The following is a 24,092-nucleotide window of genomic DNA, read 5'->3' on the forward strand; positions in this document are numbered from 1 at the left end:
CGTGGCGCAGGCTCTCGACACCCGTACGGCGACGGCCCCCGAAGCCGCCCCGGACACACCGGCCGGACGGACCGCGCGTCGCAAGGCGCTGCTCAACTGGATCGCCGTGCACGCGCTCGGGGTGGCGGCGGCGCTCTTCTTCGTGCTGCCGTTCGTCTTCCTCGTGCTCACCTCGCTGATGAGCGACCAGCAGGCGCTGACCCGCGACCTGTGGCCGCACCCCTTCGAGTGGAGCAACTACCGGAAGGTGTTCGACACCCCGGGCTTCCTGACCTGGTGGCGCAACACCCTGCTGTACGCGGGGCTCGGCACCGTCCTGACCGTCGTGTCGTCGCTGCCCGTGGCGTACGCACTCGCCAAGTTCCGCTTCCGCGGAAGGCATCTGTCGCTGATGCTCGTCATCTCGATGATGATGCTGCCGCCGCAGGTCGTCGTCATCCCGATGTACCTGTTCTGGGCGAAGCAGCTGGACCTGTCCGGCACGCTCTGGCCGTTGATCATCCCGATGGCGTTCGGCGACGCGTTCTCCATCTTCCTGCTGCGGCAGTTCCTGCTGACCATCCCGAACGAGTACCTCGACGCGGCGAAGGTCGACGGCTGCGGCGAACTGCGCACCCTGCTGAGGGTCGTCCTGCCGATGGCCAAACCGGGCATCGCGGCCGTCGCGCTCTTCCAGTTCTTCTACGCCTGGAACGACTACTTCGGACCGCAGATCTACGCCTCCGAGAACCCGGCCGCCTGGACCCTGAGCTACGGACTGGAGTCCTTCAAGGGCGCGCACCACACCGACTGGAACCTGACCATGGCCGCGACCGTACTGGTCATGGCCCCCGTGATCCTCGTCTTCTTCTTCGCCCAGAAGGCGTTTGTCGAGGGCGTCACACTGACCGGAGTAAAGGGCTGACCATGAAGCTCGCAGTAGTGGGTGGCGGGTCCACCTACACACCCGAACTGATCGACGGATTCGCCAGGCTGCGCGACACGCTGCCCATCGAGGAACTGGTGCTCGTCGACCCGGCGGCCGACCGCCTCGAACTCGTCGGCGGACTGGCCCGGCGGATCTTCGCCAAGCAGGACCATCCGGGGCGGATCGTCACCACCTCGGACCTCGACGCGGGCGTCGCCGACGCCGACGCGGTCCTGCTCCAGCTGCGCGTCGGCGGCCAGGCCGCCCGCAACCAGGACGAGACGTGGCCGCTGGAGTGCGGCTGCGTCGGCCAGGAGACCACCGGAGCCGGCGGCCTCGCCAAGGCGCTGCGCACCGTACCGGTCGTCCTGGACATCGCCGAACGGGTCCGCCGCACCAACCCGAACGCCTGGATCATCGACTTCACCAACCCGGTCGGCATCGTCACCCGGGCGCTGCTCCAGGCCGGCCACAAGGCCGTCGGCCTGTGCAACGTGGCGATCGGCTTCCAGCGGAAGTTCGCCCGGCTGCTCGACGTCACACCGGACCAGGTGCACCTCGACCACGTCGGGCTCAACCACCTGACCTGGGAACTCGGGGTCCGTCTCGGCGGCCCGGACGGCGAGAACGTGCTGCCGAGGCTGCTCGCCGAGCACGCCGACGCGATCGCGGACGACCTGCGCATGCCCCGGGCGATCGTCGACCGGCTCGGCGTCGTCCCCTCCTACTACCTGCGGTACTTCTACGCGCACGACGAGGTCGTGCGGGAGCTGGGCACCAAGCCGTCCCGGGCCGCCGAGGTGGCCGCGATGGAGAAGGAACTCCTCGCCATGTACGGCGATCCGGCGCTTGACGAGAAGCCCGCGCTGCTCGCCAAGCGCGGCGGCGCCTTCTACTCCGAGGCCGCGGTGGACCTGGCGTCCTCGCTGCTCGGCTCGGGCGGCTCCCCGGTGCAGGTGGTGAACACGTACAACCGCGGAACGCTGGAGTTCCTGCCGGACGACGCGGTGATCGAGGTACAGGCCGCGGTCGACGGGACGGGCGCGACCCCGCTCGCCGTGCCAGAGCTGGACCCGCTGTACGCGGGGCTGATCTCCCACGTGACGGCGTACGAGGACCTGGCCCTGGAAGCGGCGCTGCGCGGCGGTCGGGACCGGGTGTTCAAGGCGCTCCTCGCGCACCCCCTGATCGGCCAGTTCGAGTACGCCGAGGCGCTCACCGACAAGCTGATCGCGCACAACCGGGAGCACCTGGCGTGGGCGTGAACGCTTCGGTCCTCGCGATAGACGCGGGGAACAGCAAGACCGACGTGGCCCTGATCGGTGCTGACGGAACGATTCTCTCGACCGCGCGCGGTGGTGGCTTCCAGCCGCCGGTGGTGGGGATCGAGGAGGCCGTCGACGCGCTCGGCGCGGCCGTCGACCGGGCGCTGGAGTCGGCGGGCGTACCGGCCGGGGCCGTCGCCCACGTGTCGGCCTGCCTCGCCAACGCCGACCTCCCGGTGGAGGAGGAGCAGTTGGTCGCCGCGCTGCGCGCCCGCGGCTGGGGCGACACGGTCGAGGTCCACAACGACACCTTCGCCATCCTGCGCGCGGGGGTGGACGAGCCCCGGGGCGTGGCGGTCGTCTGCGGTGCGGGGATCAACTGCGTCGGCATGGTGCCGGACGGGCGGACCGCCCGGTTCCCCGCGATAGGCCGGATATCCGGCGACTGGGGCGGCGGTGCCGGGCTGGCCGAGGAGGCGATGTGGTTCGCCTCCCGGGCCGAGGACGGGCGCGGCGAGCCGACCGAGCTCGCCCGCACGCTGCCCGGACACTTCGGGCTCGACTCCATGTACGCGCTGATCGAGGCGCTGCACCTGGGCCGGATCGATTTCGAGCGCAGGCACGAGCTGAGCCCGGTGCTGTTCGCGACCGCGGCGGCCGGGGACCCGGTGGCGGGCGCGCTGGTGAACCGGTTGGCCCAGGAGGTCGTCGCGATGGCGTCGGTCGCCCTGACCAGGCTCGATCTGCTGGACGAGGAAGCCCCGGTGGTGCTGGGCGGCAGCGTGCTGGCGGCCCGTCACCCGCAGCTGGACGAGGGGATCTCCGAGCTTCTCGCGGCGCGGGCCCCGAGGGCGGTCGTCCGGGTGGTGACGGAACCCCCGGTGCTGGGGGCCGCGTTGCTCGGCCTCGATCGCACGGGAGCGGCGGCCGAGGTGCACGAGAGGCTGCGCGCCCAGTACCACTGACCCGTCGTCGGCCTCCCGCCGTTGCTCTTCAGGAGGACTCTTCGGAAGGACCCTTCGAAAGGACCCCTTCAGAAGGGCTCTTCGGAAGGATCCTTCAGGAGGGATCCTCGGGAGGGATCCCGTCGTTTCGCCCCAGGAGGCGTCCCCGGTGCCGTGCGCCGCGGGACGCCTCCCGCGTACGGGAACCGGTCAGCCGCCCCGAACGTGTTCATGGGTGGGGAGATCGAGCCGATTCGGGGTTCGGTCCGCCGATCGGCTTGATCGGCGGCGCGCGCCTTGATCGAATGCGGAGGGGTCCGGCAGCGGACCGATGCGCGATCCGGGCGTTCACCGTGTGTGCGACGGTTCGCGCGGCCATACTTCTGGCCGGGTACCAGTCCCCCGACCGGCCGGGGGCCGGGCCATCGACGGCGACCGAGGGGGAGAGCACGTGACACACCCGCCGAACGTGCGGACCGCGCAGGAACAGGCGCGGCCCCGGCCGCCCGCACCCGTGCCCGCTCCGCAGGACCCCGGCGTCTGGGCCGTCACGACAGGACGCCTGCGGGCCGCGGCGACGACCGAGCCGGGCAGGCTCCGGATCATCGGGGCCGCGCTGGCCCTGCTCGTCGTCGCGTTCGGGGCCGTGACGGCGCTCGAAGTCCAGGGCCGGGCGGACGCCGCGAACGACGTGGTGGGACGCAGCCAGCAGCTGAGCAAGAACGCTGCCGATCTCTACAAGTCGCTGGCCAGTGCCGACACCGCCGTGACCGGCGACTTCCTGGTCAGGTCCGAGGAGTCGGACGAGAACCCCGGCGAGAACAAGAAGAACCCCGACGCGCGCAAGGAGAACATCGCCGAGTACGAGCAGAACATCACTCTGGCGTCCAGGCTCCTGGTGGAGGCCGCGGCCGACACCGACGCGTCGACGAACTCCGGACACGAGATCACCACCCTCAGCCAGGGGCTTCCCCGGTACACGGGACTGATCGAGCGGGCCCGCGCCAACAACCGTCTCGGATATCCGCTGGGCTCCGCCTATCTCCGTTACGCGAACCAGGAGATGACCGTCGTCCTGCTGCCGGCCGCCGAGCGGCTGTACCAGGCGGAGACCGATCGGCTCGACCGGGACAGCGACGACGCCAGGGCGTGGCCGTTCTTCGCGACCGGACTCGGGGTCGTGGCGCTGGTCGCGCTGGGCTGGGCGCAGCGGCGCAACTACCGCGGCACGAATCGGGTCTTCAACCACGGACTGCTCGTCGCGACCGCCGCCTCCACCGTGCTCCTGCTGTGGCTGGCCGTCGGACAGACGGTGGCACGGTCCGAGCTGCGGAGCGCCGAGCTGAACGGGCAGCGGTCCCTCAAGGAGCTCAACGCCGCGTGGATCAGCTCCCTGCGGGCACGAGCCGATGAGAACGTCGGTCTTGTCGCCCGGGGTTCGGTGCTCGCCCAGAACGACAAGGACAAGTACGAGACCGAGTTCGCCAAGGACATGGCGAAGCTGAAGAAGCAGTTGGAGAACGCCCGGAAGTACGCCGAGGACAACGCGGGGAGGTCCCCGGTGAAGGACGCGCTCACCGAGGTCGGCACGTGGGAGCGCCTCCACGGTCAGGCCAGCGCGGACGAGAAGCTCGGAAAATACGAGAGCGCACTGGATCTGATCACCAAGCCGAAGAACTCGACCGCCGAGTCCTTCTCACTGGTGGACAAGAAGCTCGATGGGGCACGCACCCACGAACAGGGACAGTTCGCGGCCGCCGCGAAGAACGGCCGGGGCGCGCTGTCCCCGCTGCCGGTCGGGGCTGCCCTGATCGCGGTGCTGGGAGCGGCCGCGGCGATCGTCGGTATCAACCGCAGGCTGTCGGAGTACCGGTGAGAGGGAAGGCGATGACCAGGAGGCACACGGCAAGGGCCGCCGTCGGCAGGCTGCGTGGCTGGGGTGGCGTGACGTGCATGGCCGTGGCCTGCGCCGTGACGGCCTCGCTCACGCTGCTGCCGCTCCGCATCGACTCGGATCCGGCGGGTGTCGTCTCCGCCACGAGACCGGGGACGGCACACGCGACAACGGTCCGGACCACCGACTGCGATCCGTGGACGAGTGTCCCGGCGTCCGCGGCCGACGGGAAGAAGATCGAGGAGATCAAGAAGCGCGGCCATCTGATCGTGGGCGTCGACCAGAACAGTTTCAACTGGGGCTACCGCGACCCGACGAACAACAGGATCCAGGGCTTCGACATCGATCTCGCGAAGGCCATCGCCGCGGACATCCTGCCCGCGACGCCGGAGGACGAGCGCGTGGTCTTCCGAGTCGTCTCGACCGCGGACCGGGTGAAGCTGCTGGAGACCGGAGACGTCGACATCGTGGTTCGTACGATGACGATCGACTGCGCGAAGCACGTCGCCTTCTCCCTGCCCTACTTCACCGCCGGTCAGCAGGTTCTCGCGCCGAAGAGCATGAAGATCACGGGATACGACGCGTCGCTGGTCGGGAAGCGGGTGTGCACCGCCGACGGTTCCAGCGCCCGCAAGAACCTGGAGCGGCTGCGGAAGGGAGACCGGCAGTACGGCGTGATCCACGATCCCGAGCATGTTCCGGCCGGTCAGAGTGCGGACGGACTCCATGTTCCCAATCAGCTCGACTGCCTGGTGCGACTGCAGCTCGGTGAGGTCGCCGCCGTGATCACGGACGACGCGCTCGCGGCGGCGCAGATCGCCCAGGACCCCTCGGTCGAGTTCAAGGGCACGACGTTCACCGAGGAGTACTACGGGGTGGCGGCGAACACGGAAGCGACCGACCTGGTGGCGCGCATCAACCAGGTGCTGGCGAAGTACACCGGCGGCGGCGCGAACGGCCCCTGGACGACGTCGTACAACAGGTGGCTGGAGAAGACGCTGCCCGGGAAGGTGGCGCCCACGAAGCCGTCCGGCACCGGCTGACGGGACCCGTCCGGTCCGGCACCGGCGATTCCGGGGGCCCGGGGCGGTACCGGGCGGCGCGACGGGGTACCCGTCGCCGAGAAGGGCACTGGTGCCGGGTCGGTCCGGACCGTGTGCGAGGACGCGGCCCGGACCGACGAGGCAGTGGCACTGATCCTTCCGGGCCCGTCCCGGCAGGAGGAGCGGAGAGGTGATCGATGGGCGTCGCGGGCCCCTTCCCCTACGCGGAAAGGCCCCCCGGACCGGTCCTGGACCGGGACGAGGCGGACCGTGCGCTGGCCCGGCTGGGCGCGGAGCACGAGGCGATCGAGACCTCGCTCCTCGCCCTTCAGGACCATGCGGGCCGCCGGCTCCTGGAGGGCGCCGATCTGACCGGCGTCACCAGGGAACGCTGGGCCGCCACCGAGCAGTCGATCACGCTGCTGTGGGGATACTTCGAGGCGTACGCGGGGGCGCTGGCGCGGGCCCGCGCGGTGCGGGCCCGCCGCCGCCACCCCAACCGGGACGACCTGGTGGCCCTCACCGAGCTGCTGCGGGGGCAGAGCGTCACCGTCGCGCACGCGGCCGGACGCCCGGCCCCGTCGATCACCGGCCCGGCCAGGCTCTCCGAGCGGTTCACGCTGGAGGAGCTGGTCGCCCGGATGAACGACCTGTACGCCCGCTCGCTGGACATGGTCGTCGCCTCCGACTCCGTGTGGTCCGCGCTGCCCGCCCGGATAGACCTGCTCGCCGCCGAGCTGCACCGCACCCGCTCGCTGGCGCACTCGGCGGGCGTCCGGCCCGGTGAGCACCCGGCGGGCGACGAACTGGAGGCGATCACCGAGGAGCTGGCCACGCTGCGGGTACAGGTGATCTCCGATCCGCTGGCCTTCTGGCTGTCCGGGCCGGGGAGTTCGGCTCCCGGCGGCGGACGCCCCGACACCACGCGATACGACCGGGCGGCGCGCGCCCTGGAGGACGTGCGGCGGGAGATCGAGGCGGTGCTCGCCGTCCGGCAGGACGCCGAGCAGCGGTTGGTGCGGCTTCGCGACGTCCTCTCCCGTGCGGACCGGACCCTGACCGAGGCCCGGTCGGCGCGCGGTGAGGTACTGGCGAAGATCGCCGCCACCGAGGTGCCCGCGGTGAGCGGCCCTGCGACCGCGCTGCAGGAACGGCTGGCGCTGGCGTCGGACCATCGCAGACACGCCCGGTGGCACCGCCTCTCACCACTCCTGGAGACGCTGGAGCGGGAGGCCGAAGAGGAGCTGCTGCGCGCCCGGGAGTCGCTGACCGCGGTCACCGCCCCGCTGGCCGTGCGGGCGGAACTGCGCGGCAGGCTGGACGCGTACAGGGCGAAGGTCGCACGGCACGGCCTGGCCGAGGACCCGCTGCTGATCGAGCGGTACGACGTGGCACGCCGGATGCTGTGGAGCGCGCCGTGCGATCTGCGGGTCGCCGCCCAGGCGGTACTGCGCTACCAGGAGACGGCGGCCGAACTGCTGGACCAGCGCCGGGTCTCCGGACCGGAGGACGGACGGTGAACACGGTCATGCACACCATGCAAGGGCCGCCGCGGCGGCGCGGTGGACAGGGGGACGGACCATGAGTACGCAGTGTCAGCGCCCCTCGTGCGAGGGCGATTACGAGGACGTGGGCGGCGGTGAGCTGTACTGCGACACCTGCGGTCTGGCCCCGGTCGTCTCGCCGACGGGCATGGTGAGCTCGCCGCCGACGGGGATCGCGGGCGGCGCCACGAGCAGCCGCGGGAGCGACAGCGGTTCGCGGTCGTCGTCCCGGGCGTCGTCGCGCGCCTCGTCCCGTTCGTCGACCTCCCGGCGATCCGTCTCGGGGAGGCTGTCGCGTTCGCTGTCCGGGGCCTCCACCTCCCCGTCGGTGTCGGTGCGTTCCAAGGGTTCGTCCTCGAACGCGTCCGGCCGGGGCAGGCTGGGCGCGGGTCTGGTCGAGGTGCCGGACGTACCGCGGCCCGACCCGCGTACGGCGGTGATGGAGAATCCCGAGGTCCTGGAACGCAAGCGGTTCTGTTCGCGTTCCGACTGCGGGGCCCCGGTGGGCCGGGCCCGCGGCGAACGGGCGGGCCGCACGGAGGGGTTCTGCACCAAGTGCGGCCACCCGTACTCCTTCGTGCCCAAGCTCACCGCGGGCAACGTCGTGCACGGCCAGTACGAGGTCGTGGGATGCCTGGCGCACGGCGGTCTCGGCTGGGTCTACCTCGCGGTCGACCGTGCCGTGTCGGACCGCTGGGTGGTCCTCAAGGGCCTGCTCGACACCGGTGACCAGGACGCCATGGAAGCCGCCATCTCGGAGCGCCAGTTCCTCGCCGAGATCGAACACGCCAACATCGTCCGGATCTACAACTTCGTCGAGCACCTCGACCAGCGCACCGGTTCGCTGGACGGCTACATAGTGATGGAGTACGTCGGCGGCAAGTCGCTCAAGGAGATCGCGAACGAGCGGCGCACCCCGGCCGGACGGCGCGACCCGCTCCCGGTCGAGCAGGCGTGCGCGTACGGCATCGAGGCGCTGGAGGCGCTCGGGCACCTGCACAGCCGCAACCGGCTGTACTGCGACTTCAAGGTCGACAACGCGATCCAGACCGAGGACCAGCTCAAGCTGATCGACTTGGGCGCGGTGCGCCGGATGGACGATGACGAGTCGGCCATCTACGGCACGGTCGGATACCAGGCGCCGGAGGTCGCCGAGGTCGGCCCGTCGGTCGCCTCCGACCTGTACACGGTCGCGCGGACGCTCGCGGTGCTCACCTTCGACTTCCAGGGCTACACCAACGTCTACGTGGACTCGCTGCCCGACCCGGACAACATCGAGGTGTTCCGGACCTACGAGTCGTTCTACCGGCTGCTGGTGCGGGCCACCGACCCGGATCCGGCACGGCGGTTCGCCTCGGCGGCGGAGATGGCGGAGCAGCTGACCGGGGTGCTGCGCGAGGTGGTGGCCCTGCAGTCGGGCCGGCCGCGTCCGGCGCTCTCGACGCTGTTCGGCACGGAGGTGCGGGTCACCGACACGCGGTTGTTCGCCGATTCGACGGACGAGGTGTCACGGCTGGGGGCCCGGGCCGTCGCCCCGGCACCGTCCGGGCGTTCCGGCCGGCGCGGGAGCCGGTCGGGCGCGCCCGGGGCGCTGCCCGTCGGTGCCGTGGTCCCGGGGCCCCGGGTCCCGGCCGTCGCGCCGGGTGCCGCCGCGGCGGTGCCGCACGCCCCGCACGCCCCGCGGCTCACCGGTTTCGACGCACGGGCCTCCTCCCTTGCGCTGCCGATGCCCCGGGTCGATGTGAACGACCCCAACGCGGGCTTCCTCGCCGGGTTGATGACGACCGCCCCCGCGGAACTGCTCGCCGCGCTGAGCGGCGTGCCGACCGCCTCCCTGGAGACCCGGCTGCGTGAACTGCGCGCCCTCCTGGAGACGGGTGAACACGGCGCGGCGAGCCGGACCCTCACCGAGTTGGAGGGCCTGCATCCGGACGACTGGCGGGTCGTCTGGTTCCGCGGGGTCACCTCGCTGGTGACCGGTGACCACGAGAACGCGGCGCTGTCCTTCGACGCGGTGTACGACGCGTTTCCCGGCGAGCCGGCACCCAAGCTGGCCCTGGGGATCTGTGCGGAGGTCCTTGGCCAGTTGGACAACGCCGCCGAGTACTACCGTCTGGTCTGGGCGACCGACCCCGGCTTCGTCAGCGCGGCGTTCGGCCTGGCCCGGGTGCAGTTGGCCGTGGCTGACCGCGGCGGCGCGGTGGCGACACTGGAGTCCGTGCCCGAGTCGTCGATCCACTACACGGCGGCAAGGGTCGCCGCCGTACGGGCGCGGCTGCGCGGACGGGCGCCGGACGAGCCGCTGATGGCCGATCTGGCGGCCGCGGCGGACCAGGTGTCGGAACTCACCGGTTTCGGCCTGGACCCGGTGCGTCGCGAGGAATTGTCGACGGAGGTGCTGGGCACGGCGCTCGACTGGGTGCTCTCCGGCCGCCCGGCGACCGGGCCCAATGGACCGACCGGGCCCAATGGACCGACCGGGGTGACCGGAGCGGCCGGGCCGGGGACACTGCTCGGCAGTGAGCTGGACGAGCGTGGCCTGCGTTTCGGGCTGGAACGGTCGTACCGGACGCTCGCCCGGCTCGCTGAGCCCGGCGACGAGAGGATCGAACTGGTGGAGCGGGCCAACCGTTTCCGCCCCCGAACGTGGGTGTGAGGATGTCGCAGAAGCCCGAGGAGACGCCCCTGCCGAAGTGCCCCGGCTGCGAGGAGCCGCTGGATCCGGGGGATTTGTTCTGCGGTGCGTGCGGGTACGACCTGTCGGCCGTGCCCGCCCCGCCGCAGGAGCGTCCGACGATCACCCCGGCCGCGCCGACGGAGGTCCGGCCCGGCGGAACCGGCGGCTCGGACGATTTCGAGATCGCCGCGCCCGGGGCCGATGCCGCTTCCGTACGACGGGCCGGGTCACCGGCTCCCGGTGGCGCGCCGGCCGCGTCCGCCGGACCGGGCGCGCCCGACACGGCGTTCGCTCCCTCCGCCGAAACGCCCGCGCCCGGTGGCGCGCCCGACCCGCGCAGCTCCGCCGCCGGTCCGTTCGCCACGCCGCCGGTCGGTACCAAGCTGTGTGTGGCGTGCCGCGCCGGCCGGGTCGACACCGACGGCTACTGCGAGAACTGCGGCCACGCCCAGCCGCGCGAGCGCGATCACATGGAGCGGGAACTCGGTTCGGTGGCCGCCGTCAGCGACCGGGGGCTGCGCCATCACCGCAACGAGGACTCGTTCGCGGTGTCGACGACCGCCCTGTCCGACGGTTCACCGGCCGTCGTCGCGATCGTGTGCGACGGCGTTTCGTCCGCGAGCCGTCCGGACGAGGCGTCGGCCGCCGCGGCGTCCGCCGCCAACGAGGCGCTCCTGGAGTCGTTGCCGCGCGGCACCCATCCGCAGCAGGCGATGCACGAGGCGATTCTCGTGGCCGCGGAGTCGGTCAACTCCCTGGCCCGGAAGTCCGGCCCGGCCGGGGAGAACGACCCGCACCGGCAGCAGAACGCCCCGGCGTGCACCCTGGTCGGCGCGATCATGGCGAACGGCCTGCTGGTGGTCGGCTGGGTCGGCGACAGCCGCGTGTACTGGGTGCCGGACGACCGCACCGCACCACCCGCCCGGCTCACCGAGGACGATTCCTGGGCCGCCCAGATGGTGGCCGCGGGGCTGATGAACGAGGCCGAGGCCTACGCGGACGAGCGGGCCCACGCCATCACCGGGTGGCTCGGCGCCGACGCGTACGAACTGGAGCCGCACACCGCCTCGTTCAAACCGGACCGGCCCGGTCTCGTGGTGGTGTGCACGGACGGTCTGTGGAACTACGCGGAGTCGGCCGCCGAGATGGCCGCGGCGGTGCCGTCCGACGCGGGGGCACGGCCGCTGCACGGTGCTCAGGTGCTGGTGGGCCACGCACTCGACGGTGGGGGCCACGACAACGTAACAGTGGCCCTGCTGCCGTTCGCCCTGCCGTCGCAGGGGGCAGGATCGGGCTGCGACACCCCATGAGTCACGTTCCGTAACAGTTGATTCCGGTTCCGCCACCCCACCCGGCCGTTCCGCCCCGCCCGTTCCGCCCCGACCGTTCGGTTCGTCCCGTCCGTTCCGCCGGTCTCGACCGTTCCATCCGTCCCGGCCGTTCCGACCCGGCGTTCCGAAAAGGTTCCGCCGGTTCGGCGCCGACCCGACCTTGCCCGTACTTCTTCGCTCACAGCTGTCCTCATCCGACACCTGGAGTCCACGAGGAGCCGATCAGATGGCCAACTTCTCCAAGTCGCACGTGCCGCAGTTCTCCGTCGATGTGTACCAGAACGAGTTTCTGCCGGAGGGCGGTCGTGAGGTCAACGCGATCGTCACGGTCACCTCCACCGGAGGCGGCACCACCGGCGGCGTCCCGCTGTCCGGTGGAGCCTCGGCGCCCGCGCACACGGCGGGACGGGGGCCGAACGCCGCCGTGGTGATCATGGTCGACTGCTCGGGTTCGATGGACTATCCGCCGACGAAGATGCGCAACGCCCGCGACGCGACGGCGGCGGCGATCGACACCCTGCGCGACGGCACCTCGTTCGCCGTGGTCGGCGGCACACACGTCGCCAAGGAGGTCTACCCGGGCAACGGCAGGCTCGCGGTGGCCGACGCGCAGACCAGGGCCCAGGCCAAGGGGGCCCTGCGTTCGCTCGGCGCCGGTGGCGGCACGGCGATCGGCACCTGGCTCCGGCTCGCCGACCGGCTGCTCGGCGCCGCCGATGTGGAGATCCGGCACGGCATCCTGCTGACCGACGGGCGCAACGAGCACGAGGCGCCGGAGGACCTGCGGGCCGCGCTCGACTCCTGTGCGGGCCGCTTCACCTGTGACGCCCGCGGTGTCGGCACCGACTGGGAGGTGAAGGAGGTCACGGCCATCGCCTCCGCCCTGCTCGGCACTGCCGACATCGTCGCGGACCCGGCGGGGCTGGCCGCCGACTTCACGCAGATGATGGAGAACGCGATGGGCAAGGAGGTCGCGGACGTCGCGCTGCGGCTCTGGACGCCCGTCGGGGTCGAGATCGCGTTCGTGAAGCAGGTGGCACCGACGGTCGTCGACCTGACCGATCGCCGCACCGAGGCGGGCCCCCGCGCCGGGGACTACCCCACGGGTTCGTGGGGCGACGAGTCCCGCGACTACCACGTGTGCGTGCGGGTGCCGGAGGCCGGAATCGGCCAGGAGATGCTGGCCTCCCGGGTCTCGCTGATCCTGCCGGACCCCGCCGGCGGGGCGCCGCAGACGCTCTCCCAGGGGCTGGTACGGGCGGTGTGGACGGAGGACATGGCCGCGTCCACGTCCATCAATCCGCAGGTCGCGCACTACACGGGCCAGGCGGAACTCGCACAAGTCATCCAGCAGGGTCTCGATGCCCGCAAGTCGGGAGACTTCGACGGCGCGACCGCGAAACTGGGCCGCGCGGTGCAGCTCGCGTCGGTGTCCGGGAACGAGGACACCGCGAAACTGCTTTCGAAGGTGGTGGACGTGGTGGACGCGGCGACCGGTACTGTGCGACTGAAGGCGAAGGTCGCGGAGGCCGACTCGATGACACTCGAAACCCGCTCCACCAAGACCGTTCGCGTCAAGAAGTGACCGCACGACCGCGCCGAGCCGCCGCCGGGTGATCCGCCCGGCGGCGAAGAGCAGAGGATGACGGCCCCAGGGGCCGGACGAGGAGAGGGGGAAGTGCCGACATGCCGACCTGCCCGAACGGACACCAGTCGGGTTCCGAGGACTGGTGCGAGGTCTGCGGCCACCGCATGACCGGCGCGGGCGCGCCCGCGGGCGCCGTTCCCCCACCGCCTCCCCCGCCGCCCGTTCCCGGCTTTCCGCAGGGAACCGGCGCGGACGCGACCCAGCAGGCCGAGCTCTGCCCGCAGTGCCGCACGCCCCGTGAGGCGATGGCGCCGTACTGCGAGGAGTGCCGCTGGAACTTCCTGACGAACACCGCGACCTCGTACACGCCGCTGGCCCCGCCCCCCGGTCTGAACCTGCCGCCGGGTTTCCAGGCGCAGCAGCCGTCGGGGCCGCAGCAGCACGACCCGTTCGAGTACCAGGGCTCACGGCCCTCGCAGGTGAACCGCCCGGCCGAGCCGCTCTCCCCCGACCGGGAGAGCCGCCCCGGGCCGTTGACACCGGCCTCCGCGCCCGCACCGGGTCCGCAGGCGTCGCAGCCGCCGCACCCGTTCCAGCAGCAGGGGCCGCCGCCCTCGTTCCAGCAGCAGTCCTCGTCGCCGTTCCAGCAGCAGTCGGCACCGCCCGGCTTCGAGCGGCCCGGCCCGTCCGCTCCGCAGTCCCTCGCACCGCAGCCGCCCGTGTCCTCGGCGCCGCCCGCGCCCCGGCCGCCGCAGGCCGGTGACGACGACTGGATGCTGTCGCCGCCGTCGCCGCCCCAGGGCCCGCAGCCGTCGCCGCGGCCACCGCAGCAGCACCAAGCGCCGTTGCCGGGCGGAAACCAGAACCAGCCGCCCGCGAACTGGACCGCCGTCGTCGCCCCGGACCGTGAGTACTTCCTGTCGATGATGCAGCGCAGCGGCCCGGAGGCGACCGGGCTCAACCTGCCCGCGTACTCCCCGGAGCAGCGGGTCGCGCTGTCCGGCAACCAGATCACCGTCGGCCGTCGCAGGCACAGCACCGGCGAGTCGCCCGACATCGATCTGTCCGTGCCGCCCGAGGACCCGGGCGTTTCGCACCAGCACGCGGTGCTGGTGCAGCAGCCCGACGGCAGCTGGGCGGTCGTCGACCAGAACTCCACCAACGGCACCACGCTCAACGGCGCCGAGGACCCGATCCAGCCCTACGTTCCCGTCCCGCTGAAGGATGGCGACAGGGTGCACGTCGGGGCGTGGACGACGATCACGATCCGCCGGGGCTGACGGGCGGGCCGCCCTCTCCCTGGCCGGCCCCGGATCGACGCCGTTCGACGCCGTTCGGGGCCGTTCGACGCGGCTCGACCTGGCTCGGTGCCGCTCGACCTGGCTCGCCGGACCTGCCGACCCCGTCCGACCCGTCGGTCGGTCCGGCAGGTGCGGCGGAGCGGCGTCGGTGGCGGGTCCTAGGACCCGGGTACTCGGCCGGTGCGTCTGCGACGATGGACGGGTGACTGAGATTCCGCGCGACACGCTGCAGGAGCAGACCTTCTACGAGCAGGTCGGCGGCGAGGAGACCTTCCGACGCCTGGTGCACCGCTTCTACCAGGGGGTCGCCGAGGACCCGCTGCTGAGGCCCATGTACCCGGAGGAGGATCTGGGCCCGGCCGAGGAGCGGTTCAGGCTGTTCCTGATGCAGTACTGGGGTGGCCCCCGCACCTATGGCGAACGGCGCGGACACCCGCGGCTGCGGATGCGGCACGTCCCGTTCCAGGTGGACCGGGCGGCGCACGACGCGTGGCTGGGCCATATGCGGGTCGCGCTGGACGAGCTCGGTCTCGCACCGGAGCACGAGCGGCAACTGTGGGACTACCTCACGTACGCCGCGGCCTCGATGGTGAACACCGAGGGCTGAACCCACGCCCTCCGGGCCGGTCCTGCCTCCACTGACTTCCGCACACCCGCACCCACACCCGCTCCCGTCCTCCGGGAGCGGGTTTTCCGTCGCCCCCACCGTCCCTGCCGCCCCCATCGCCGCCCCGCCGTCCCCCACCGCCCTTCATCGTCCCTGCTGTCCCTGCCGTCCCCGTCGCCCCACCATCCCCGTCGCCCCACCGTCCCCGTCGCGTCCGCCCTGTGCGTGGGTGGTGCTGTCCCCAGGCTCCATCGACCGGGTGGCCCGATGTTCCCGGGTCGCGCGGGCCCCTAGCGTCGTGCGGGTATCCCCACCCGATCCGAGGAGCACGATGCGCGCCGCCCGTCCGGTCACCGCAGGTCTCGGCCTTGCCTGTTTACTCGCGGGCGGTATGCCCGCGTCCGCCACCACCTCCTCCCCGTCCCCCTCCGCCACCGTCTCCACCGCCGTCTCCACCGCCGAGTCGGCCCGTCGGCACCTCGTCTGGGGCCCCTGCTCACCGGGGCAGAAGGAACTGCGCGCCGCGGGCGCCCGGTGCACGAAGGTGACCGTGCCGCTCGACTACGCCGATCCCGGCGGCCCGACGATCGAGATCGCCGTCTCCCGGATCGCCGCCACCGCGGCGCACGGTCAGCGCCGGGGCATCCTGCTGTCCAATCCGGGCGGTCCCGGCGGCACGGGCCTGGCCAACACACTGCACCTGCGGTCCGCGTCGAAGGACGCGGCGGACCGCTACGACCTCATCGGCTTCGACCCCCGTTTCCTCGGTGAGTCCACGCCCGTCGCCTGCGCCCCCGCCGAACCGGCACCCGCGCCCGGCCCCACCACGACCCGCCGCGAGGACTTCGACCGGTCGGTGCGCGACGCCCGCGAGACGGCGCGACGCTGCCGGGAGCACGGGGACAACGCCCGGCTCCTGCCGCAGGCAACGTCCCGGAACGTCGCCCGCGACATGGACGCGATCCGCGCGGCGCTGGGCGAGCCCGTGCTGTCGTACTACGGCGTCTCGTACGGCGCGGACCTGGGCGCCGTCTACACCCAGATGTTCCCCCGTCGCGCCGACCGGATCGTCCTCGACTCGTCCACGGATCCCGCGGCCACCCAGTACCAACTGTTCCAGCGGGCGGGCCGCCCCCTCGAAGAGGCGCTGGACGCCTGGGCCGGATGGGCCGCCCGGCACGACGGGACCTACCGGCTCGGCGGCACGCCCGCCCGCGTCCGCGCACGCGTCCAGGAACTGCTCGACGGCGCCGAACGACGTCCGGTCGTCGTGTCCGGCGTCCGCCTCGACGCGTCGTTGCTGCGGCTGGTGCTGAGGCAGCTCATCCAGCACGAGGAGTACGACCCGGCGCTCGCCTCCACGGTGCGCGACCTGGTCGACGCCGCCGCGGGGCTGCCGGTCGAGCCCGGTCCGGAACTCGCCGCCATGCTGGAGCTGCTGACCTCCCCCGAACTGGCGGACAGCATGGTGGGCGGCACGATCTTCATGTGCGGCGACAGCGGCTGGCCCGCCGGGGGCTGGCCGAAGGACCCGGAGACGTACTGGCGGAACATGGAACGCAGCCGCGTGACCCAGCCGGTGTTCGGCCCGTTCGCCAATGGCATGACGGCGCCGTGCGCCTTCTGGACGAGCACGTCCCGCGAGCCCGCCACCGTGATCGGCAACGACGTGCCCGTGCTCATGCTCCAGGCCCGGCGCGACAACAACGTCCCGTACGAGGGCGCGCTGGCCCTGCACCGCCGCCTGACCGGTTCACGGCTGGTGACGGCGGACATCCGGGCACACGGGGTGTTCGGGCGCGGGCTCGACGGCCTCACCCCCGTCCCCTGCGCCGACCGGACCGTCGTCGGCTACCTGCGGGACGGCACGCTTCCCGCCGCCGACCTGACCTGCCCCCGCACCGGGGAGGTGTGGTGATCAGCCGGCGCACGGGCCTGGTGACCACGGCCGCGGCACTGCTCACCGGGGCGTCCGCCCCGACGGCGACGGCGGCCTCGCCTCGTCGCGCCGTGCCCCGTCCCACCACCGGGGCCCGGGACGGGGCGGGACCGCGTGGGGACGCCACGTCGCGCGGCCGGCTCCAGCGCGATGTGGACGCGGTCCTCGCCGCCGGGGCCACCGGTGTGCTGGCGGAGGTGCAGACCGCCGACGGCCGGACGACGGCCCGGGCGGGGCGCGCCGACCGGTCCGACCCGCGGTGCCCGGTCCCCTGGGACGCGTACTACCGGATCGGCAGCGACACCAAGACCTTCACGGCGGTGCTCGCCCTCCAACTGGTCGGCGAGGGGCGGCTCGCGCTCACCGACACCGTCGAACGGTGGCTGCCCGGTGCCGTGCGCGGCAACGGGAACGACGGCCGCAGGATCACGGTCGCCCATCTGCTGCGGCAGACCAGCGGCCTGAACGACTATCTCGCCGTCTCGCCCGACGCGGCCGACGCCTTCACCCCGGCCGGATACCGCCGCTCGCGCTTCCGGGGTACGGCCCCCGAGGACCAGCTGAAGTCCGCCCTGACCCGCCCGCCGCTGTGGCTGCCGAACGCCGAACACCCCGAACGGGAACGGCGCTGGGGCTACTCCAACACCAACTACGTGGTGGCCGGCCTGATCATCGAACAGGTGACGGGCAATACCTGGGCGCAGGAGATCCATGACCGGGTCATCGAACCGCTGGGCCTGCGCCACACCCTCACCCCGGGCTCCTCGTCGTACGTCCCGGCGCCCACGGCCACCGCGTACACCTGGTTCCCGGACGTCGGCCGGCCGACACGACGCTGGCCTCCGGCGGCGGGGCGGACGGCTCGGTCATCAGCACCACCCACGACCACGGTGTCTTCCTGCGCGCGCTGATGAGCGGGCGGCTGCTGCGTCCGGCCCAGCTCGCCGCGATGAAGGAGACGGTGGCTGCCGAGGGCTGGATCGCGGCGCCCGGGGTCCGCTACGGCCTGGGCATCGCCTGGCGGCCGGTGGCCGGGAGCCGGGACGGAATCTGGTTCCACGGCGGCACCCACCTGGGGATCGTCTCCGAGAGCGGGGTGACGCCGGACGGCGCACGGGCCGCGACCAGCGCGGCCTTCGGTCTGCGGATGGGCGACCCGGCGCAGGACGCGCAGGACGCGGCCGGGCTGCGGCTGATCGACCGGGCACTGACCGACCGGTGATCGCGGATGCGGATTCCCGACGCGCCGACCGATACGTCCGCGTGTCCGGCGCCGACCGGGCGGGGTGACGCCCCCTCGCATTCGCCCCGGCCGGGCGGGGGCAACACCGTGATCGAGAGGGGCACAGGCCCCGTCCGGCACCGCTCAGCGCGTACCGACCGACACGGCGAGCGTGCCGAGCCCGTTGTCCCGCCCGCGCAGGGCGATCGAGCCGAAGGGGGTGCGCAGCCGCAGCCAGGCCCCGGCCGCGAGCAGGGCGACCGGGAAGTCCGGTGCCGGACGCAGGAACCCCAGGGACTGGGCGGCGTGGACGGCCCGCAGCGGGAGGCCGGTGGAGCCGATCGTGCGGGACCAGATCTCGCGGCCGATCACGTCCCGTTCGGCCCGTGTGCGGTGTCCTTCGGGCAGCGCCTCGTCGCGGGAGCGGAACTCCGTGATCGCGGTGGTGACGGCCTCGCGCAGGGAGACCGGGTCGGGCAGCCCCGGAAGTTCGCGCCACCCGCCGCGGGGCGGGAGAACCCCTGTCCAGGGCGGCCCGGTGACGGCGGCGGGCAGCACGCCCGGTCCGGCCGCCGTGCCCTCGTTCCCGGTGTCGAGGGATTCGAGGAGTTCGCCGGCGGACACCGTGGTGTCGAAGTCGTGCCGTCCGGCCAGCCGTGCCGTCCGGATCGCCAGGACCTCGAACGACGGCGGCCTGCCGAACACGGCGAGTGCGCTGCCGCCCGCCTGCATCCGCACCGCGGCGGCCCGGTCGTAGTGGAGCAGCCGCGCGAGGAAGGCCGCGAGATCCGCGGTCTCCCCCGCGTCGGCGAACTCCAGCGGCAGTACGGGTACCGTCATGCCGCGGCGGGCTCCTCGGCCAGGTACTGCTGGAGGAAGAGCTTCTCCTCGGCGGTGATCCGCCGGGGCCGCTCCGCCGCCAGGTCGTACGGCACGACGACGGTCGCGGCCCGTACGTACACCTGGTCCGGGTCCTTGATCTCGTACGCGATCGTCAGCGACGCGGCCCCGATCTTCGTTACCCACGACTCGACGGTCACCGGTTCGTGCCGGTGGACCAGCGGACGCACGTAGTCGATCTCGTGCCGGGCCACCACGGAACCGCCCGAGAAGGACGGTGAGCCGTCACCCGGCGCCAGCCGGAACATGAAGTCGATGCGTGCTTCCTCCAGGTAGCGGAGGAAGACGACATTGTTGACGTGCCCGAAGGCGTCCATGTCCGACCAGCGCAGCGGGCAGTTGTAGATGTGGCGTGCCACGACGGATCAGCCTCGCGTCAGCTTCTTGTACGTGGCACGGTGCGGGCGGGCCGCGTCCGCACCGAGGCGCTCGACCTTGTTCTTCTCGTACGACTCGAAGTTGCCCTCGAACCAGTACCACCTGGAGTCGCCCTCGTACGCCAGGATGTGCGTGGCGACGCGGTCCAGGAACCAGCGGTCGTGGGAGATGACCACCGCGGCGCCCGGGAACTCCAGCAGGGCGTTCTCCAGGGAGGACAGGGTCTCGACGTCGAGGTCGTTGGTGGGCTCGTCGAGGAGCAGCAGGTTGCCGCCCTCCTTGAGCGTCAGCGCCAGGTTGAGGCGATTGCGCTCACCACCGGACAGGACACCGGCCGGCTTCTGCTGGTCCGGGCCCTTGAAGCCGAACGCGGAGACGTACGCCCGCGACGGCATCTCGACCTGGCCGACGTTGATGTAGTCCAGCTCGTCCGAGACGACGGCCCAGAGGGACTTCTTCGGGTCGATGTTGGCCCGGCCCTGGTCGACGTAGGAGACCTTGACCGTGTCACCGATCTTGATGGAGCCGGAGTCCGGCGTCTCCAGGCCCTGGATCATCTTGAACAGCGTGGTCTTGCCCGCGCCGTTCGGACCGATGACGCCGACGATGCCGTTGCGCGGCAGGGTGAACGACAGGTCGTCGATGAGGACCTTGTCGCCGAAGGCCTTCGAGAGGTTCTCGACCTCGACGACGATGGAACCGAGCCGCGGGCCCGGCGGGATCTGGATCTCCTCGAAGTCCAGCTTCCGCATCTTCTCGGCCTCGGCCGCCATCTCCTCGTAACGGGCGAGGCGTGCCTTGGACTTGGTCTGCCGGCCCTTGGCGTTGGAGCGGACCCACTCCAGCTCTTCCTTGAGCCGCTTGGCGCGCTTCTCGTCCTTGCGGCCCTCGACCTTGAGGCGGGCGGCCTTCTTGTCGAGGTAGGTGGAGTAGTTGCCCTCGTACGGCAGGGCACGGCCGCGGTCGAGTTCGAGGATCCACTCGGCGACGTTGTTGAGGAAGTAGCGGTCGTGGGTGACCGCGACGACGGCACCGGCGTACTTGGAGAGGTGCTGCTCCAGCCAGTTCACCGACTCGGCGTCGAGGTGGTTGGTGGGCTCGTCGAGGAGCAGCAGGTCGGGGGCCTCGATGAGCAGCTTGCAGAGCGCGACGCGGCGCTTCTCGCCACCGGAGAGGTTGACGACCGGCCAGTCGCCGGGCGGGCAGCCCAGCGCGTCCATGGCCTGCTCCAGCTGTGCGTCCAGGTCCCACGCGTTGGCGTGGTCCAGGTCCTCCTGGAGCTTGCCCATCTCCTCCATCAGCGCGTCGGAGTAGTCGGTCGCCATGAGCTCGGCGACCTCGTTGAAGCGCTTGAGCTTGCCCATGATCTCGGCGGCGCCGTCCTGGACGTTCTCCAGAACCGTCTTCGACTCGTCGAGCTGCGGCTCCTGCATGAGGATGCCGACGCTGAAACCGGGCGAGAGGAACGCGTCACCGTTGGACGGCTGCTCCAGACCCGCCATGATCTTCAGCACCGTGGACTTACCGGCGCCGTTGGGGCCCACGACACCGATCTTCGCGCCGGGCAGGAAGTTCAGGGTGACGTCATCGAGGATCACCTTGTCGCCGTGCGCTTTGCGCGTCTTGCGCATGGTGTAGATGTACTCAGCCAAGAGAAACCGTCCGGCTATCGATGTGTGGGCAGATACACACCATCTTGCCTGACGTCCACCCCCGGACGGAAACCAGCCCGTACCCCGCCACGGGCACCGGCCGCGGCGTGGCTCCCGGCACGGAGACGGCCCCGGTACGCCTGTGCGTACCGGGGCCGAGGTCGAGGCGGGTGCGAGCCCCGCCCGGGGTTCGTCGCTCCGCGGTCACGGGGCCTCACCGGCCCCGCGACCGCGCTCGACTACTGCGCGGAGGGCTGCGCCTTGCGCTTGCGGAGGAGGAAGACCGCGCCGCCGCCGACGACGACGAGGGCGATCGCGACACCGGCGATCACCGGGGTCGCGCTGGAGCCACCGGTCTCGGCGAGGTCACCCGTGGAACCGGTCGCACCGGCCGAGCCGCCGGACGTGGCCGGGGCGGGCTGCTCACTCTCGGTCTGGGTTTCGTGACCACCACCGGTCGTGCTGCCGCTGGTCTTGCAGTCCAGGACGCCCTTGAACGTCTTGGAGAAGCCCTCGGGGCCGGTGACCGTGATGTCGTACGCCTGGTCCTCGGCGACCGGAACCGTCACCGTCTCGGACTTGCCCGCCTCGACGGTGTACTTCTTACCGGCCAGCTCGTAGGTGAACGCCTCGTCGCCCTTGTTGGCCGTGGTGACGTCCACACCGCCCTTGGAGCAGTTCTTCTCGGCCGAGACGGCCGGGATCGCGCCCTTCTTGGCCCAGTTGGCGCCGGCGGTCGCGGAGACCGTGGACTCGCTGGAACCGGCAAGGATCATGGTCTGGCTCTTGGTCACACCGGCGAAGGCCCGGCCGACCGGCACCGACGTGGTGGCCTGGACGGTCAGCGAGGCGGAGCCGTCGGCGGTCCCGGCCGGGACGTCGAAGTAGAGCTGCGCACCGTTGGCCGCGCTGGTGAGGGGCTGGCCGTTCTTGTCGGTGACCTTGACACCGCTGGCGGCGTCGGCCGGCGGGGTCACGGAGACCTGGCCCGCGTTGGTGTGGACGGTGATCGGCCCGAGCCGCTCGCCGGACTTGCCAGAGACCGCTGCCGGGTCCAGGGCGAGGGACGCCTTGGGCTCGTCCTGGTTCGCGGCGTTCTTCTCCAGCCAGTCCGCCAGCTTCTCGGCCGCCTTGTCGGTCGCCTCGACATTGGCGTCGTCCGAGTAGCGCCAGATGGCGACCTGCGTGCCCGCCGCGGCGGTCTTCTCGGTCAGCGGACCGCTGTCGGCCTGCTTGGCGAGTGCCGCGAGGTCGTCGATCTGCGGGTAGGAGTGCTCCAGGATCCAGCGGATCTTGCCGGCGTTCTTGTTGCCGCCGAGCGAGGTCTGGCCCCAGGGCGTCTCCAGGTACTTCGCCTGGTCCTGCGTGGGGTTGTGGATGTCGATGCAGTACGTCTTGAGCTTGCCCCCGCCGTCGACGGTCATCTCGAAGACACCGGCGGGCAGCTGCTGGTTCTTGCCATTCGTGTGGAGCACGGCACGGTCATAGGTCTTCAGTCCGTCCAGGACCGCGGACGCGCCACCCTGATGGTGCGTCGCCTCGTCGGCGACCGCACTGCCGGCGCCGACGAGGGCGCCTGCCATGACCAGACCGGATGCCACCACCGACGCGGCCAGCCGGGTTATGCCCCGCCGCCGTGGAGCATCAGGTGTCTCCGTGGAAGACGAAACGGTCGCTGAAGCAGCAGAAAACACAGAATTCCCTCCGGGCGGAACCCTCCGCGCCTGATGCGCGTGTGGGGATTGCCCCGCCAGTTGACTCAAGTGCCCCGTGAGTACGGGGGAATCCTAAGGACGAAGCGATGAACAGTCCCCCGTCATAACGTCGTACAACCATTCCGACTCAGAATCGTTATCCCCGGTTCCCGATGCACGCCCCCGCATACCTCCTCGTCGCAGAACCGACGGGCGCCGTTCAGCGGACGGTCACAGCCCTCCGCGACAACGTCAACGATCTCGGCCGCACCGACCCGCTGCGGCGGACCGCCCCCCTCACCACCGCCCCGATCCACCTCGCCCAGGCCTGCCCGCTCCCGTCCCTGCCCGTACTGCCCCTGCTCCGTCTCGCCGACCGCCGGGCATCGCACCACGTCGCTGGCATCGCTCGCACCGTTGGCGTCGTTGGCGTCGTTGGCGTCGTTGGCGTCGTTGGCGTCGTTGGCGTCGAGTCAGGGCACCAACACCGGTTCCTGATCTCCCTTCTGACGTGATACCGACCGCCTTCCCCGTCGTCGCTCGACCCGCTCACCGCCCTCCTCCCGCCGGGCCTGTTCCCCGGGCCCCAGCGGCTCTGCCGGTCCCACAGACCTTGCCCGTACCTCCGATTCCGCCGATCCCCCGGATTTCACCGAACTCTCGGATCCCTCCGGCCCTGCCGAGCTCACCCGCCCGGATGCCCCACTCGACCAGTCCGGTTCATCAAGGCGCCCCACCCCGTCGTCCGAAACATCCGCCCCGCCCGGTTCCGCGCCTCCCGTACGGACGCCACATCCCGTTCCGCCCCTCATCACCCGTCGGAACGCGGCCGTCCCCCAGGTCAGATCGTGCCCGACGGCGACTGCCTCGATATCCACAAAAGTCCTGCGATGTCCCTCCCTCTCCTCCTCCCGCACCTTCAACCTGCCGTGTACGACGAGTGGTTCTCCCACGGATACGGAGCCGGAGAGATTCGACGCCAGCCCCCGCCACGCCCACACGGTGTAGAAGCTGGTGCGCCCGTCGGCCCAGCTCTGCTTCTCCCGATCCCAACGACGCGGTGTCACCGCGAACCGGAACCGTGCCATCCCGCCACTGACGGTCTCCCGGTACTCCACGCCCGTCGCCGCGTTGCCCACCAAGGTCACCAAGGTTTCGTTCATGGCTCCGCCTCCCCTTCGATCCGGATGCGTGACCGCGTGGGTG

The 24,092-nt window shown here is 71.6% G+C and carries 18 protein-coding genes and 1 pseudogene; 14 read left to right on the plus strand and 5 right to left on the minus strand.

Features of this window, described 5'->3' with window-relative positions; genetic code table 11:
• Position 1 precedes the first annotated feature (1 nt).
• From ACF1CT_RS14660 to ACF1CT_RS14725, 14 genes are all read left to right on the plus strand, one after another.
• Positions 2-904, plus strand: coding sequence for a carbohydrate ABC transporter permease (locus ACF1CT_RS14660; protein WP_391784170.1), 903 nt, complete (start codon positions 2-4; stop codon positions 902-904).
• 2 nt (positions 905-906) lie between these two features.
• The gene (locus ACF1CT_RS14665) at positions 907-2,172 is read left to right on the plus strand and encodes a 6-phospho-beta-glucosidase (protein WP_391784171.1); all 1,266 of its coding nucleotides are present in this window, start codon (positions 907-909) and stop codon (positions 2,170-2,172) included.
• Positions 2,163-3,137: an N-acetylglucosamine kinase gene (locus tag ACF1CT_RS14670; RefSeq protein ID WP_391784172.1), complete on the plus strand. Its 975-nt coding sequence runs from the start codon at positions 2,163-2,165 to the stop codon at positions 3,135-3,137. Before ACF1CT_RS14665 ends, ACF1CT_RS14670 begins: the two co-directional genes overlap by 10 nt.
• Before the next feature lie 430 nt (positions 3,138-3,567).
• Entirely contained in the window at positions 3,568-4,992 is a 1,425-nt protein-coding gene (locus tag ACF1CT_RS14675) for a hypothetical protein (RefSeq protein WP_391784173.1), read from the plus strand.
• A gap of 11 nt (positions 4,993-5,003) precedes the next feature.
• Positions 5,004-6,053, plus strand: coding sequence for a glutamate ABC transporter substrate-binding protein (locus ACF1CT_RS14680; RefSeq protein WP_391784174.1), 1,050 nt, complete (start codon positions 5,004-5,006; stop codon positions 6,051-6,053).
• Positions 6,054-6,250: 197 nt separating this feature from the next.
• Complete coding sequence (locus tag ACF1CT_RS14685; protein WP_391784175.1) at positions 6,251-7,573, plus strand: hypothetical protein; 1,323 nt, start codon at positions 6,251-6,253, stop codon at positions 7,571-7,573.
• Between the two features lie 61 nt (positions 7,574-7,634).
• Positions 7,635-10,253 carry a tetratricopeptide repeat protein gene (locus tag ACF1CT_RS14690; protein ID WP_391784176.1) on the plus strand — a complete coding sequence of 873 codons (2,619 nt, stop codon included), beginning with the start codon at positions 7,635-7,637 and terminating at the stop codon, positions 10,251-10,253.
• Positions 10,254-10,255: 2 nt separating this feature from the next.
• Positions 10,256-11,584, plus strand: a complete 1,329-nt coding sequence (locus tag ACF1CT_RS14695; protein WP_391784177.1) for a protein phosphatase 2C domain-containing protein — start codon at positions 10,256-10,258, stop codon at positions 11,582-11,584.
• A 247-nt stretch (positions 11,585-11,831) separates the two neighbouring features.
• Entirely contained in the window at positions 11,832-13,190 is a 1,359-nt protein-coding gene (locus tag ACF1CT_RS14700; protein ID WP_391784178.1) for a VWA domain-containing protein, read from the plus strand.
• 101 nt (positions 13,191-13,291) lie between these two features.
• Complete coding sequence (locus ACF1CT_RS14705; RefSeq protein WP_391784179.1) at positions 13,292-14,473, plus strand: FHA domain-containing protein; 1,182 nt, start codon at positions 13,292-13,294, stop codon at positions 14,471-14,473.
• Positions 14,474-14,696: 223 nt separating this feature from the next.
• Positions 14,697-15,101 carry a globin gene (locus ACF1CT_RS14710; RefSeq protein WP_391784180.1) on the plus strand — a complete coding sequence of 135 codons (405 nt, stop codon included), beginning with the start codon at positions 14,697-14,699 and terminating at the stop codon, positions 15,099-15,101.
• A gap of 331 nt (positions 15,102-15,432) precedes the next feature.
• Positions 15,433-17,019: an alpha/beta hydrolase gene (locus ACF1CT_RS14715; protein WP_391784181.1), complete on the plus strand. Its 1,587-nt coding sequence runs from the start codon at positions 15,433-15,435 to the stop codon at positions 17,017-17,019.
• Entirely contained in the window at positions 17,016-17,951 is a 936-nt protein-coding gene (locus ACF1CT_RS14720) for a serine hydrolase domain-containing protein (RefSeq protein ID WP_391784182.1), read from the plus strand. The genes ACF1CT_RS14715 and ACF1CT_RS14720 overlap by 4 nt, the downstream gene beginning before the upstream one ends.
• Entirely contained in the window at positions 17,951-18,262 is a 312-nt protein-coding gene (locus tag ACF1CT_RS14725; protein WP_391784183.1) for a hypothetical protein, read from the plus strand. Before ACF1CT_RS14720 ends, ACF1CT_RS14725 begins: the two co-directional genes overlap by 1 nt.
• Positions 18,263-18,406: 144 nt before the next feature.
• On the opposite strand, the gene ACF1CT_RS14730 is transcribed toward ACF1CT_RS14725, so the two are convergent.
• The 5 genes and pseudogenes from ACF1CT_RS14730 to ACF1CT_RS14750 all read right to left on the minus strand — a co-directional run.
• Positions 18,407-19,102, minus strand: coding sequence for a hypothetical protein (locus ACF1CT_RS14730; protein ID WP_391784184.1), 696 nt, complete (start codon positions 19,100-19,102; stop codon positions 18,407-18,409).
• Positions 19,099-19,521, minus strand: a complete 423-nt coding sequence (locus ACF1CT_RS14735) for an acyl-CoA thioesterase (protein WP_391784185.1) — start codon at positions 19,519-19,521, stop codon at positions 19,099-19,101. The genes ACF1CT_RS14730 and ACF1CT_RS14735 overlap by 4 nt, the downstream gene beginning before the upstream one ends.
• 6 nt (positions 19,522-19,527) lie before the next feature.
• Positions 19,528-21,192: an energy-dependent translational throttle protein EttA gene (gene ettA, locus ACF1CT_RS14740; protein ID WP_391784186.1), complete on the minus strand. Its 1,665-nt coding sequence runs from the start codon at positions 21,190-21,192 to the stop codon at positions 19,528-19,530.
• 239 nt (positions 21,193-21,431) lie between these two features.
• Positions 21,432-22,886, minus strand: coding sequence for an LAETG motif-containing sortase-dependent surface protein (locus tag ACF1CT_RS14745; protein ID WP_391784187.1), 1,455 nt, complete (start codon positions 22,884-22,886; stop codon positions 21,432-21,434).
• An 806-nt stretch (positions 22,887-23,692) separates the two neighbouring features.
• Positions 23,693-24,049: pseudogene (locus ACF1CT_RS14750) on the minus strand (single-stranded DNA-binding protein); the annotation flags it as partial.
• Between the last annotated feature and the right edge of the window lie 43 nt (positions 24,050-24,092).

Origin of the sequence: Streptomyces sp. NPDC014734, assembly GCF_043083325.1 — a bacterium.
Taxonomy (GTDB): domain Bacteria; phylum Actinomycetota; class Actinomycetes; order Streptomycetales; family Streptomycetaceae; genus Streptomyces.